Genomic DNA, 13126 nt, shown 5'->3' on the forward strand with positions numbered 1-13126 from the left:
CGCTCCTCACTCTGCTGCCTGGAGAGCGGCACGTCCTGCAGCCCATCGATTGGTCGGGAAAGGCAGGCCGAGGTTTTCGCGAAGCGTCTTGCCCTCATAAGCCGTCCGGAACAGCCCGCGGCGCTGCAGTTCCGGGATGACCAGATCGACGAAATCGTCGAGCGCTGTCGGCAGCCAGGGCGGCAGAATGTTGAAGCCGTCGGCAGCTTCGTTCTCGAACCATTTCTGCAGCGTATCGGCGATCTGTTCGGGCGTTCCGACGATGGTGTAGTGACCGCGAGCGGAGGCGATCCACTGATAGAGCTGACGAATGGTAAAGTTGTTTTCATCGGCGATCTGGCGGATGAGGGCCTGGCGGCTCTTCATGCCTTCCGTCGGCGGCGCGGGCGGCAGAGGCCCGTCGAGGTCATAACCGTGCAGGTCGAGCGTGCCGCCGGTCAGCCCATTGAGGAGGCCGATCCCGTCTTCTTCGACGATGAGCGAGGTCAGGCGGTCGTATTTCTCGCGCGCCTCCGCTTCGGTCCTGCCGACGAAAGCGGATACGCCGGGCATGACCAGGATGTGATCCGGATTTCGGCCGAGACCACGGGCGCGTGCCTTGATGTCCCGGTAGAACTCCTGGGCGGTTTCGATATGCTGATGGGCGGTGAAGATGACCTCGGCCGTTGCTGCGGCGAGCCCGCGTCCGTCTTCGGATTGACCGGCCTGGACGATGACGGGATGACCCTGCGGCGATCGCGACACGTTGAGCGGACCGCGCACGCTGAAGTGCTCGCCGCGATGGTCGGTGTCGTGCAGCTTCGACGGGTCGAAGAACACGCCGGAGTCCTTGTCCCGGATGAATGCGTCGTCTTCGAAGCTTTCCCAGAGTTTGCGGACAACGTCGACATGCTCGGCAGCGCGGCGATATCGGTCGGCATGCGGAAGCTGGGTGTCGCGGTTGAAGTTCTGCGCCGTCAGGTCGCCCGTCGTGGTCACGACGTTCCAGCCGGCGCGGCCCTCCGAGATCAGATCCAGCGAGGCGAACTTGCGGGCGGTTGTGTAAGGCTCTTCGTAGGTGGTCGAGGACGTGGCGATAAAGCCGAGATGAGTGGTGAAAGGCGCAAGGGCGGAGAACAGCGTCACAGGTTCGAAGCCGGCGACGCGGGCGTTGCCGCCTTCGCGCGCACCGCCAAAACCGACAGCCAGCCCGTCGGCGAGAAAGTAAGCATCGAAGAGCCCGCGCTCGGCCGTCAAAGCGAGACGTTTGTGAAACTCGAAACTGGTCGCGCCGTCGGCCGGCTGGTCGGGATGCCGCCATGAAGCAACATGCTGTCCGCCGCCGGGAAGAAATGCCCCAAGTCTGATTTTCCGTGTCATTTCGTGTCCTCTCCGTTTGCCGTCAACAGCTCGGCCTTCCCCAAGGCCAAGTATAAAATTGGCTGTTGGACTACTAAAATACGTTCTCTATTAATTTTATAGAGAAACTTAATTTCATAGTTTCGGAGGAAGAGTGAATAGATTTCCCGGATTGGCGGTAAATCGGAAATCAACGATCGGGGCGGCTACTCCGGGGTATGCGAGCGCGGTCCGGCAAGCGGGATCTGCCGGCGTGGCGAAGAGCCCGGCTGAGACGACAACAATAGGGATAGTTCTTCTTAGCGTCCTGTGCCCGCTGCAGCGCCGCCGGAGCGAACATGATCCGATTTGACGAGCATGGAATTGTATGCCGGGTTACACACGAGCATCCGTGCCACCAGACATCGATGCCTTGATGTACTCAGGCATCAGCCTCGTTTCGGCCGGGTCGGGGCATGGTCGAGGCCGGCGGCCGCCTTCTTCAGACAGTCGAGGTAGCGGTCGCGGTTGGCAATGCCGTCGTCGCGCGGCGTGACGAGGCAGAGCGTTGCGGCGGCATGACCTTCCTCGCCCCGCACCGGTACGGCAAAACAGTGGGTGAAACTGTCGACGATGCTGTTGAAGGTGAAGAGACCTTCACGCTCGGCTTGGCGCACCTCGGCGATGAAGGTTTGCGGCTCGAGCCATTCGCCGTTCGGCAGGCGAAAATCCTGCGGCGGAATAAAGGTCAGGATCTCCTGATCCGACAGATGCGCGACGAGCAGGCGGCCCGAGGCCGTCCACGGGATCGGCACCGACTGCCCGACATCCGTCGAAATGCGGAACGGGCGTGCGCCTTCGCGCATGCGAACGACCGTGTATCTGTTTCCATCCAGCATGCAGAACTGCGCCGTCTCCCGCGTCTCGTCGGCAAGCTGTTCCAGCGCTGCCTCGCATTCGCGGGTGAAATCGAAATGGTTCTCATAGGCGGCACCGAGGAAGTAGAGCTTGCGGCCGAGATAGACACGCCCCTCGCCGCCGGTGAATTCCAGAATGCCGTTCTGCAGTAGCAGGTTGACGAGCTCGTAGACCGACGAGCGCGGTGCGCCGATCTGTGCGGCGATTTCGTTCGGCTTCAAGGCCTGCCGCTTCTGGCGCAGGAAATCGAGGATCTCGAAGGCGCGGTCGAGCCCTCGGGCGCGCTTGCCGGCTGCTTCGTCCTGAACTGCATCCATTGCGTCGATCCTTTTTTGTCCGGCCAAGCTTTTCAAGCCGTCTGCCGCATCTGTCAATCGATCCCGTCATTCATCGCGAATGAAATTTTTGCACCCCTCTTGCGAGGTAAAAAAATCGGCATAAGATCGCCTCGTCCGGTATATAGATCACATGTACATTATATTGGACATAGATGGCAAGCCGTCAACGCTGCCGCACACAAAAAAGGGGATCGACATGAAGAATCTTGAAAACGGCATTTCCGCTTCGCTGCGCCGCCGCCTTCTTGCGGGTGCCGCCGCCGCTGCGGCACTCCTCGTCTTTTCGGCCGGCACGGCCTCAGCCGCCGCCAATTGCATCAAGGGTGACAGGAAGGCGCCCTATACGATCGGCTGGGCGAACATCTATTCGGTGCCGACCTGGATGAAGCAGACCGAAGGCACCATCACGGCTGAAGTGGAGGAACTGAAGAAGGCGGGCCTTGTGAAGGACCTGATGATCACGGACGCGCAGGGCAACGCCCAGACGCAGATCCAGCATATCCAGTCGATGATCGACGCCAATGTCGACGCCATCGTCGTGATCGCCGGTTCCTCCAACGCGCTCGACCGTGTCATATCAGACGCCTGCGACAAGGGCATCGCCGTCGTGAATTTCGACAGCCTTGTCAACACCGACAAGGTGACGGCGAAGATCAACACCGATTCCAACGAATGGGGCGCGACCGCCGCCAAGTGGATGGTCGGCCAGCTCGGCGGCAAGGGCAAGATCATCATCATGAACGGCCCGGCCGGCATTTCGGTGAGCGACGACCGCCGCAAGGGCGCCCAGCCGGTCCTCGATGCCAATCCCGGTCTCCAGGTGATCACCGAGACGAATACGGAATATAACGTCGCCCCGGCACAGGAAGCGATGACCAGCCTGCTTTTCGCCAATCCGGAAATCGACGGCGTGCTGTCGCTCGGCGGCGCCCTGTCGGCCGGCTCTGTCCTCGCCTTCGAGCGCCAGGGCCGCGACCAGGTGCCGACAACAGGCGAAAACGCAAGGCAGTTCCTGGAGCTCTGGAAGGAGAAGGGACTGAAGGGCTGGGCGACCATGCAGCCCAACTGGCTCGGCGCGCTTTCCGTTTACACCGCTGTGCAGGCGCTGGAAGGCAAGGACGTTCCGGCCTTCGTCAAGGTGCCGCTGCCTGTCATCGACGACAGCACGATCGGCAGCTACCTCGCACGGGCCGACAAGTTCCCGGCTGACGGCTATATCTACTCGGACTACGACAAGGCGCTCTTCGACAAGCTGCTTGCCACCAAGTAATCCCGGGTTGAGGAAAGCCGTCATGACGGAAGAAAGACCCCTGCTGGAAGCCCGGCAGGTGTTCAGGGGATTTTTCGGCAATCCCGTTTTGAAGGGCGTCGATATCGCCCTTCTGCCGGGCAGGGTTCACGCCCTGCTCGGCGAAAACGGCGCCGGCAAATCCACGCTGATCAACCTCCTGTCCGGTGCCCTCCAGCCGGACGGTGGTTCCATCCTCGTCGACGGCAAGCCCGTCGGGCGCTTCAGCCCGGCGGTTGCGCGCGCGGCCGGTATTGCTGTCGTTCAGCAGGAGCTGAGCCTCACCGCCAGTCTGTCGATTGCTGAAAACATCGGGCTCGGCGCATTTCCGCGCCGGTTCGGTCTCATCGACTACAGAGCGCTTCATCGCGGCGTGCTGGACGTCTGCGATATGGTGGGGCTCACCGAGCCGCTCGACATGCCGGTCGCCGATCTGGCGCTTGGCCGCCGCCAGATGGTGGAGATCGCCAAGGCGCTGTTCCGCAAACCACGCGTGCTGATCCTGGACGAGCCGACGTCGTCGCTTTCCGCACACGAAGCCGGCATCCTCGCCCGTCTGATCGAGACCCTCAAGGACCGTGGCACCGCACTTCTCTACATTTCTCACCGCCTCAACGAAGTGCAGGCGCTCTGCTCGCATGTCACGGTGCTGAAGGACGGCTTGGTCACCGCCGACCAGTCGCTGTCCGGCATCGACGGTGAAGGCCTGGTGCGCCTCATGGTCGGCCGCGAGACCGGCGACCTGTTCCCACCGCGCTCCGTCACAGCACCCGGCGCGATGCGCATCAACGTCGAAGGTTTTTCCGCCGGCATGGTGCGAGACATCGGCTTCTCCGCCCGTGCCGGCGAGATCGTCGGCATCGGCGGGCTCGTGGGGCAAGGGCAGGAAGACCTGCTACTTGGCCTCTACGGCGCGATTCCGGCAGCGGCTTCCAGAGCGGAGGTTTCCGGCAAACCCGCCCTGCCCGCCCATGTCGGCGAGGCGAATGCCGCCGGCATCGTCTATGTCCCGGCCGACCGCAAGCATGAGGGGTTGGTGCTGCCCCACTCCATCGCATCCAATCTCATCTTGCCCTCGCTTGGACGGCTCGCCAGCAAGGGCCTGCGGGACCGGCCGGCGGAAAACGGCCTGGTCGCCGATCTCGCGCGGCGGCTGACGATCAAGGGCGACACGGCCCGCCCGGTGCAGGCGCTTTCCGGCGGCAACCAGCAGAAGGTGGCGCTCGCCAAATGGCTGCCGCTCGACCCCTCCGTTCTGCTCCTCAACGATCCGACGCGCGGCGTCGACATCGAGACCAAGCGGGAAATCTACCTCATGCTCCGTGCCTTCGCCGCCGAGGGGCGGCTCGTCATTCTGGCTAGCTCCGATACGCCGGAGCTCGTGCATCTCTGCGACCGTGTCGTGGTTCTGCGCGAGGGGCGCGTCGCAGCGGCGCTGTCGCAAGATGAAATCAGCGAAGGAGCGATTGTTGGCGCAGCCATGGGTATTACGGCCGCGACGCAGGGAGAGGCGGCATGAGCACAAGTTCGTCATCCCGGCTCTACGCCTCGATCCAGCTCCGCCGCAACCGCGGCCTTGCCGGACTCTATCTGGTTGTCGCAGCCTTTCTCGTCATCTACGCGCTGCTATTTCCCGGCATCCTTTCGATCGGTGGCTTCTCCAAGTTCACGCAGAACTGGTTCCCGCTCGCGCTCGTCACCATGGCGCAGGCGCTACTCATGCTGAACGGCGGCATTACGCTGGCGATCGGCCCGCTCGTCAGTCTTGGAGCGGTGATCGCCGCGACGACGATGGAAGGGGCGCTCGGCGTGCCGGGCGGCATTCTTGCGGTCTCCCTCGCCGGCCTTTCGATCGGTGCCGTCATCGGCGCCATCGTGACGTATCTGAGGTTGCCTGCGATCATCGTCACGCTGGCCGGCTCCTTCATCATCGGCGGGGTCGCACTGATCCTGCTGCCGCGGCCGGGCGGGTTCATTCCCGATTGGCTGTCGACGATGCTGGCCGGCCACACGCCCGTCGCCTTCCTGCTGCTCGTCGTGATCCTCGTACTCTGGAAGGCCTTTCTGGCAACGCCGCTCGGCCTCGGCATCTACGCGGCCGGCGACAATCCGGTCGGCGCGTTCCGCTCCGGCGTCCCGATCGAACGGGTGAAGGTCGCAGCCTTCGCACTGTCCGGTCTTCTGGCAGCCCTGACCGGTCTCTTCGTCGCTGCGCAGACCGGGTCGGGTGATCCTGTTATCGGCACGCCCTTCACGCTGAACTCGATCGCCGCCGCCGTGCTCGGTGGCGTGGGTTTCCTCGGCGGCAAGGGCACGATGCGCGGCGCGATCTGCGGCAGCCTGCTGCTCTCGGTGATGATCAATGTCATGTTCTTCCTGGGCTTCCCGCCGGTCGCCCAATATGTCGCTCAAGGCCTGATCATCGTCGGCGCGGTCGCCGTGCCGGAACTTCTCGGGCAATGGAGGGCAAGACGATGAACATCATCAGGTCCGCGTTTCGCAATCCGCCGCTGCTGACCTTCCTTCTGGTCGCGCTCGTCTGGATCGTCGCAAGTGTCTCGCTGCGCGGTTTCGGCGCCTATGGCCACCTGCGCTATCTGCTCGAACTCGCCGCGGTGATCGGCATTGCCGCCGCCGGCCAGACGCTCGTCATCCTGATGGGCGGCATCGATCTGTCCGTCGGCGCGGTCATCACCGTCACGGCGATCCTGTTGCCGCTCATCTCGCCGGCGTGGGATCCAAGCGGCCTCGCCGGCATCGCGGCGGCCCTTACCATCGCCACGGCTATCGGCCTGATGAACGGCGCCGGTGCTGCCTATCTTCGCGTGCCGCCGATCATCATGACGCTTGCGATGGCGACCTTCCTGCAGGGCTTGCTCGTCATCGTCGCCGGCGGCAGTGCGGTCACCGTCAGCAATCCGGCGGTCATTCTGCTCGGGCAGGCGCGGCCGCTCGGCATTCCCTCAGGCATCATTCTGTGGCTCGTCGTCTCGATCGTCGTCCTGCTGCTCGTCCACCGCATGCCGATCGGCGCGCGTTTCCTTGCGCTTGGGGCGAACCCGCTGGCGGCCCGGCTTTCCGGCGTCAGCGTCACCCGCAACACGCTGATCGTCCACACTCTGTCCGGCTTTTTCGCAGGGCTTGCCGGCATTCTCGTGCTCGGTATGAACCGGCAAGGTTATGTCGGCATCGGCGACCCCTACCTGTTGACCTCGATCGCCGCCGTCGTGCTCGGCGGCACCTCCATCCTCGGCGGACGCGGCACCTATGCCGGGACCATTCCGGGGGCGATCCTGCTCGTCACGACGACGGCGCTGATCACTGTCGTCAATGCCTCGCCCGGCTGGCGATCGATCATGTTCGGCACCTTGATCCTTGCTCTTCTGCTCGTTTCCGGTCGTGAGGCGCGCCGATGACTGAGCTCTACGACGGGCCGGTGATCGACCCGCATCACCACCTCTGGGACCTCAGCCTGCAACGCCATCCCTGGCTTCAGAAGGCGCGGGCATCAGGCGAGGAGATGGTTTTCGGAAGCCTCGCACCGATCCTGCGCGACTACGGCATCGACGATTATCGCGCCGATGCTGCCCGCCAGAACGTGATTGCAACCGTGCATGTGGAGGCCGGCTGGTCCGTTGCCTACCCGCTGGAAGAGAGCCGCTGGCTGGATGGCCTCGACCGCAGCTCCGGCGTGGCGCGCCGTTATATCGCGCGCGTGCCCCTCGACGGGCCGGACGCCTTGCGCCTGCTCGAGGCGGAAGCGGCAAATCCCAAGGTCGTCGGTATCCGCGATATTCTGAGCTGGCATCCCGATGTGACGAAGAGTTTTGCTTCGCGCGCGAACCGCATGGGCGATCCCGCCTGGCGGGCGGGGTTAGCGCACGCCACGCGGCTCGGGCTGGTCTTCGACCTGATGCTCTATCCCTGGCAGATGAATGAGGCGCTCGAACTGGTGCGCGCTTTTCCGCAAACGCTTTTCGTACTCAACCACGGCGGCAGCCCTGCTGACCGGACGGAGGACGGCATGGCGCTCTGGCGCCGTGGTCTGCGGGCACTCGGCAGCGAGCCGAATCTGCACCTGAAGATTTCCGACCTCGTCGCCTACGACAATAAGTGGACGCTCGAAAGCCTGCGGCCGGTGATCGAGCATTGCCTCGATTGTTTCGGTCCGGCGCGCACCATGTTCGCGAGCGACTTTCCGGTCGCGGGCTTGCACGCTTCTTTCGACGAGGTTTACCAGGTTTTCCGAGCGGTCGCCTCAAAGCTCTCTTACGACGAACAGCGGGCCCTGTTCTTTGCCACCGCCAATGACACCTATCGGCTCGGCATCGCCGATCCCGCCGAGATCGGGAGGGGCTACCATGTCTGACCTTCATATCGCGACGGAAAACGTGCTGATCGACGAGCGGGTGCGCGGCTTTCCGCCGGGCAATTCGTCGCTCCCGCTGGATGCAATCGGCAAGCAGGGATGGAAGCCCTATGACGGCAGGATGGCCCTGCCGCTGATCTCGCTCGACCGGCAGGCCTTCTCCGGCAATGTCGAACTGATGATGGCCTATGTGAAGAGCCTCGGCGCCGAAATCGCCCCGCACGCCAAGACACCGATGTCGACGGCGCTGTCGGAGGCACTTCTGGCGGCAGGCGCCTGGGGCACGACGGTCGCCGACATCCGCCAGGCCGCCGTCCTGCTCAAGGCGGGACAGCGCCGGCTGATCCTCGCCAACGAGATCGGCGGGGCCGCCGCCGCCCGCCGGCTTGCGGCCCTGCTTGGCCACTATCCCGATGCCGAACTCCATATCTTCGTGGATTCCGCAGCACTGGTCGAGGCTCTTCGCTCCGCATGGCAGGAGCGCGCAGATTTACCACCCCTCGGCCTGCTGGTGGAATTCGGCGCGGGCCGCGCCGGTGCTCGCAGCGTCGACGCCGCCGAGGCAATTCTCGAGGCGATCCTTGCCGTGGAGACGCCGACCTTTAGGTTGACCGGCATCGCCGCCTATGAGGGTGCGGCGGCGACCGCCGATGCGGAAGAGACGATGCGTCGCATCGATGCGCTGATGGCGGTGACATCGGATTTCCTGCCGAAGCTGCGCGCCCGTATAGGGGACGAGCGGCCGCTCCTGGTCACGGCTGGCGGCTCGGTGTTTTTCGACCTTGTGATTGCCAGGCTTTCGGCCGCTGTTGCGGCCGATCCCGGCTGCCGGCTGGTGCTGCGCAGCGGCGCGATCTTCTTCCACGACCACGGCATCTACGAGCGTGGCCTTGCCGGCCTCGATGCACGCGGCGGTTTCCGCATCGGCGGCGAGACGGTTTCGGCGGCTGCAGCTTTCCGTCCTGCGCTGCGGGTCTGGGCCGAGGTCCTCTCCCGGCCGGAACCGCGGCTGGCGATCTCAGGCATGGGCATGCGCGACGTGGCGATGGATCAGGGTCTGCCGCGGCCGCTGGCGCTCTATCGCAATGGGGCGTATCTCGCCGATCTCGTGGGCGCCGACGTGTTTCGCCTCAACGATCAGCACGCCTTCGTCGCACTTGCCGACGGCAGCGACGTCGCGGTCGGCGACGTCATCGAGTACGGCATCTCTCATCCCTGCACCTGCCTTGACCGGCATGCCATCCTCTACGGCCTCGACCCCGACCATTCGGTGACGACAGCCTATCTGACCAGCTTCGGCTGAACTTTCCCTCCAAAAGCAAGAAAAGGAAAACCCGCAATGATCCAGCGTTATCAGAAAGGTTCGCGTATGAGCCAAGCCGTTAGCTACGGCGGTCTCGTCTATATTGCCGGCCAGGTCGCGGAAAATCGCAAGGCTGATATCAAGGATCAGACCCGAGACGTGCTCGGCAAGATCGACGCCCTTTTGAAAGAAGCTGGCATCGACCGCTCGCGTCTCATCGCCGTCAATGTCTTCCTGCCGGCGATCGTCGATTTCGAGGCGATGAACAGCGTCTATGATGACTGGATCGACATCGAAAACCCACCGGCCCGCGCCTGCACCGAAGCTCGTCTCGCCGATCCCGATCTGCGCGTCGAAATGACCGCGATCGCCGCGATCTAGCGCATCGGCCCGAAAATCGGATTCGATTTTCGGAAAGCGCAATGCGTAAGTTGAAAGTGTTACAGCGTCCTTTGCGCGTCCCAAAAAGACGCGCGGCGCTGTAACGGCATCGCAACCACCCGCACTGGAGACATCATGCATAGCGGTCTCGTCAATCCGATCGACTTTTCGCGCGAGGGCCGGCAGGCCGGCCACCTCGCCATTCCCTATTCGATCGATCGGTCGCCCTATTATCAGATCCGCATTCCGGTCCTTCGCCTGAAAAATGGCGAGGGGCCGTCTTTGCTGCTGATGGCCGGCAACCATGGCGACGAATATGAGGGCGAACTCCAGCTCGGCCGGCTGATGCGGCTGCTTGATGTCGCTGAAATCCGCGGCGCCGTCACCATCCTGCCGATGGCGAACCTGCCGGCGGTGATGGCGGCCAAGCGCTGCTCGCCCTTCGACGGCGGCAACCTCAATCGAGCGTTTCCCGGCGATCCCACCGGCTCGCCGACAGCGCGGATGGCGCATTTCCTCGAACACGAACTTTTTCCGCGCCATGACGTCGTGCTCGACCTGCATTCGGGCGGCACGTCCATGGCGCACCTGCCCTGCACGCTGATTGAGCGGCAGGCCGATGCCGCCCGTTTCGAACGGTCCGTTTCGCTGATGCGCGCCATGGGTGCGGCGCATGCCTTCATCGCCGACAACGGGCCGACCGCGCCGACATCGATGGGGGCTGCGGCAAGGGCCGGGACCGTAGGGCTTTCCGGCGAGTTCGGCGGCGGCGGCACCGTGACGCCTGAGACAATGGCCTTCACGGCGGCGGCAATCGACCGGCTGCTGGTGACACTCGGCACCGTCGAGCGTCCGGTGCTGTCGCGCGCGCCGCTCACCGAGCCCGGGCCGTTGCAGCTGCTTTCGCTATCCCGCCATAGCCAGGGCGTCTATGCGAACCACAGAGGCTGGTTCGAGCCGGCCGTGGCACTCGGCGCCACCGTTTCCGCCGGCGACCTTGCCGGATGGTACCATGACCTCGAACGCCTGGATCAGCCGGAGGAAGAGCTGCGCTTTGCCGAGAGCGGCATTGTCATTTCCCACAGGCTGCACTGCGACAGCCAGGCCGGCGACTGCCTGATCCAGGTCGCCGAACCCATCGCATCCTGAGGAGCGCTGATCTGCTTACGTGATTGCGCCGACCGACGTCTTGACCCAGTCGAGGCGCTTAGCCGGTATCAGGCCGTAATTGTAGAAGTTCACGCCGTCAGCGCCGGCATCGACGGCGGCCTTGGCGCGTGCGGCGAGCACCGCCGGCCCGCTGACCTCAGGATAGAAGACGCGCAGGCCCACCCCGAGGAACTTGCCCGGTCCGATTGCCGCCCTGCCGGTCCGGATGACATCGCCGACGGCATCCGGCTCCATGTCGTAGCAGCAGAGGATCGCCCCGTCGCAGAGCTTGCCGGCGGCTGCGAGATCGACGCCGCCGAGCCAGCCGTCCTTGAGGTCGATGAGCACGATGCGTGTCGCCGGATCGGCGGCCGCCTTGATCTCGCCGATCAGGCTGGTCACCGGTTCGCTGCGCCAAGTGAGATAGGCATGCAGATCGGGATGGTCGCGAAAGGCGGCGATGCCGGCCGCCGGGAAGTCAGGGAACTGCCGTTCCGGGACAGCTCGTTCGCAGAGTTCCGCGATGAAGCGCCCGACCGACCGGCGCGCGCCTTCGACCGGCACGCCGGCCTTTTCGGCGCGCGCCGTGCAATGGTCGCAGAAGCAGAGCGACAGCAGGAAATCGTCTTCGGCGTTCAGGCCGACGCCGTCTTTCTCGTGATGATATTCATGCGCGAATCCCATGAAGTTCGGGCTCTCGAGTTCCACTATATCGGGCTGGTAGTTGGTCGTGATGTCGCGAACAAGGGTGACGGCATAGGCCCGCGCCGCCGGGCTGGAGGGGCAAAGATTGTAGTAGTTGGGATTGCCGAAGGCGTTCCGCGTCACGTGATCGGGATGCAGCATGCCGAGACGGGTATTGTGGAGGCAGACCGTCCAGCAGGAGACCTTGAGACCCGTCGCCTCGCGTCCTTGGACGAGGGCTTCCAGCATGTCGCCGCGCTCGGTGACATTCCCAGCCATCAGCGGCCGGATCAGCTTATCCCGCCATAGGCTCTCATCCGGCCGGAAGTAAACCGTCCCGTCTTCGGGGAAATAGGCCTTCTGCCGCGGGCTCCGCGGCTGCAGGAACCGGCCAGCATGATAGGACGTCGCCAGGCTGACCGTCGTCAGGCCAGCACGGTCGCGAAGGTCGGCGGCGAGTGCGGCGAGCCCCTGGTCCTGGATATCCCAGGGGTAAGTCCACATGGAAAGATGCATGGCGTGCTCCCATCAGATCTGTCCATTGTATAGAACATGTGTCCATAATAGTGTCCAGACTGATCTTGAGGCGGGCGCCTGCTAGTAGCATTTATGCATAAGGCGGCTGGCCGAAAAGGCCAGCCGCCCTTTGAAGTGGCAGGGCTGATAGCTATTGCGCTGTCGCGTCAGATGTCGACGACGAGGCCTTTGGCTTTCAGCACCGGTTCGAGATTGCTGACCTCGATGACCGATTTACCCTGCTTATATGCCGCGATATAGCCGGCCTCGGCATCTTCGCGGGCCTGTGACAGCCTGGCGACTTCCTGCGCTTCCTGGCGACGCACGACCACCAAGCCGTCGGCATCACCGGCGATGATGTCGCCGGGATGGATGATTTCGCCGCCGACGATGATCGTGTCGTTCACCGCCGCAATAGTTTCTTTCACGGTCCCCTTGATGCAGACGCTGAGCGAGAAGACGGGAAAGCCAAGTTCCCTGAGCTGAAGGGTGTCGCGCACGCCGGTGTCGGTCACGAGACCGCCGATGCCCTTTGCCAGGCAGGCGTTGGCGAGGACATCGCCGAAGGATCCGGCCTCTTCGTATTCGCCGGCCGATACGACGATGATATCGCCCGGCTTTGCATAGTTGATGGCAAGCTGCAGCATGATGTTGTCGCGCGGCGCGCATTTCACCGTAAAGGCCGGACCGCAGAGTTTCATGCGGTAGTCGACGGGCTTCAGGCGGGAGGAAAGGGCTCCGCGGCGCCCTTGGGCTTCGTGGATCGTCGCGGGTGAAAATTTGGAAACGGCGTCGATATCGGCTTTGCTTGGCCGTTCGGCAATATCTTTAATATGGATCACGGATGCCTCCCATCGTTGGCC

Annotated in this window: 12 protein-coding genes; 8 read left to right on the forward strand and 4 right to left on the reverse strand. The window is 63.7% G+C overall.

The genetic code is table 11. From position 1 onward, the window contains the following. Positions 1 to 6 precede the first annotated feature (6 nt). Together AC1D2N_RS25225 and AC1D2N_RS25230 are read right to left on the reverse strand one after the other, a co-directional pair. Positions 7 to 1359 (reverse strand): LLM class flavin-dependent oxidoreductase, encoded by a 1353-nt coding sequence (locus AC1D2N_RS25225; RefSeq protein ID WP_130653965.1) that lies wholly within the window; start codon positions 1357 to 1359, stop codon positions 7 to 9. A gap of 407 nt (positions 1360 to 1766) precedes the next feature. Beyond that, entirely contained in the window at positions 1767 to 2552 is a 786-nt protein-coding gene (locus tag AC1D2N_RS25230; protein ID WP_018246869.1) for an IclR family transcriptional regulator, read from the reverse strand. A gap of 217 nt (positions 2553 to 2769) precedes the next feature. Between AC1D2N_RS25230 and AC1D2N_RS25235 the strand changes: the two genes are divergently transcribed. From AC1D2N_RS25235 to AC1D2N_RS25270, 8 genes are all read left to right on the forward strand, one after another. Then, positions 2770 to 3843, forward strand: a complete 1074-nt coding sequence (locus tag AC1D2N_RS25235) for an ABC transporter substrate-binding protein (protein WP_026188806.1) — start codon at positions 2770 to 2772, stop codon at positions 3841 to 3843. Between the two features lie 22 nt (positions 3844 to 3865). Further along, on the forward strand, positions 3866 to 5380 hold the full coding sequence (locus tag AC1D2N_RS25240; RefSeq protein WP_166465934.1) for a sugar ABC transporter ATP-binding protein: 1515 nt from the start codon (positions 3866 to 3868) through the stop codon (positions 5378 to 5380). Beyond that, entirely contained in the window at positions 5377 to 6339 is a 963-nt protein-coding gene (locus AC1D2N_RS25245; protein WP_065277274.1) for an ABC transporter permease, read from the forward strand. The genes AC1D2N_RS25240 and AC1D2N_RS25245 overlap by 4 nt, the downstream gene beginning before the upstream one ends. Continuing rightward, positions 6336 to 7277, forward strand: coding sequence for an ABC transporter permease (locus tag AC1D2N_RS25250; RefSeq protein ID WP_065277367.1), 942 nt, complete (start codon positions 6336 to 6338; stop codon positions 7275 to 7277). Before AC1D2N_RS25245 ends, AC1D2N_RS25250 begins: the two co-directional genes overlap by 4 nt. Continuing rightward, entirely contained in the window at positions 7274 to 8230 is a 957-nt protein-coding gene (locus tag AC1D2N_RS25255) for an amidohydrolase family protein (protein WP_130654227.1), read from the forward strand. The genes AC1D2N_RS25250 and AC1D2N_RS25255 overlap by 4 nt, the downstream gene beginning before the upstream one ends. After that, complete coding sequence (locus AC1D2N_RS25260; RefSeq protein WP_130654226.1) at positions 8223 to 9533, forward strand: alanine racemase; 1311 nt, start codon at positions 8223 to 8225, stop codon at positions 9531 to 9533. The genes AC1D2N_RS25255 and AC1D2N_RS25260 overlap by 8 nt, the downstream gene beginning before the upstream one ends. Before the next feature lie 36 nt (positions 9534 to 9569). Beyond that, a complete protein-coding gene (locus AC1D2N_RS25265) occupies positions 9570 to 9914 on the forward strand; it encodes a RidA family protein (RefSeq protein WP_477982238.1) in 345 nt (114 codons plus the stop codon). Between the two features lie 135 nt (positions 9915 to 10049). Next, on the forward strand, positions 10050 to 11063 hold the full coding sequence (locus AC1D2N_RS25270) for a succinylglutamate desuccinylase/aspartoacylase family protein (protein WP_130654225.1): 1014 nt from the start codon (positions 10050 to 10052) through the stop codon (positions 11061 to 11063). 15 nt (positions 11064 to 11078) lie between these two features. Here the strand turns inward: AC1D2N_RS25270 and AC1D2N_RS25275 are convergent, their stop codons facing one another. Further along, on the reverse strand, positions 11079 to 12263 hold the full coding sequence (locus AC1D2N_RS25275; RefSeq protein ID WP_115157888.1) for a hypothetical protein: 1185 nt from the start codon (positions 12261 to 12263) through the stop codon (positions 11079 to 11081). 167 nt (positions 12264 to 12430) lie between these two features. Next, positions 12431 to 13105: a 4-carboxy-4-hydroxy-2-oxoadipate aldolase/oxaloacetate decarboxylase gene (locus AC1D2N_RS25280; protein ID WP_026188807.1), complete on the reverse strand. Its 675-nt coding sequence runs from the start codon at positions 13103 to 13105 to the stop codon at positions 12431 to 12433. Positions 13106 to 13126 lie beyond the last annotated feature (21 nt).

It is taken from the genome of Rhizobium sp. P1_B8, assembly GCF_056406515.1.

Coding starts and splice junctions, on each gene's coding strand:
- AC1D2N_RS25270 (WP_130654225.1), top strand. CDS start 10,050: ATGCATAGCGGTCTCGTCAATCCGATCGACTTTTCGCGCGAGGGCCGG.
- AC1D2N_RS25250 (WP_065277367.1), top strand. CDS start 6,336: ATGAACATCATCAGGTCCGCGTTTCGCAATCCGCCGCTGCTGACCTTC.
- AC1D2N_RS25245 (WP_065277274.1), top strand. CDS start 5,377: ATGAGCACAAGTTCGTCATCCCGGCTCTACGCCTCGATCCAGCTCCGC.
- AC1D2N_RS25240 (WP_166465934.1), top strand. CDS start 3,866: ATGACGGAAGAAAGACCCCTGCTGGAAGCCCGGCAGGTGTTCAGGGGA.
- AC1D2N_RS25260 (WP_130654226.1), top strand. CDS start 8,223: ATGTCTGACCTTCATATCGCGACGGAAAACGTGCTGATCGACGAGCGG.
- AC1D2N_RS25255 (WP_130654227.1), top strand. CDS start 7,274: ATGACTGAGCTCTACGACGGGCCGGTGATCGACCCGCATCACCACCTC.
- AC1D2N_RS25275 (WP_115157888.1), bottom strand. CDS start 12,263: ATGCATCTTTCCATGTGGACTTACCCCTGGGATATCCAGGACCAGGGG.
- AC1D2N_RS25225 (WP_130653965.1), bottom strand. CDS start 1,359: ATGACACGGAAAATCAGACTTGGGGCATTTCTTCCCGGCGGCGGACAG.
- AC1D2N_RS25265 (WP_477982238.1), top strand. CDS start 9,570: ATGATCCAGCGTTATCAGAAAGGTTCGCGTATGAGCCAAGCCGTTAGC.
- AC1D2N_RS25235 (WP_026188806.1), top strand. CDS start 2,770: ATGAAGAATCTTGAAAACGGCATTTCCGCTTCGCTGCGCCGCCGCCTT.
- AC1D2N_RS25230 (WP_018246869.1), bottom strand. CDS start 2,552: ATGGATGCAGTTCAGGACGAAGCAGCCGGCAAGCGCGCCCGAGGGCTC.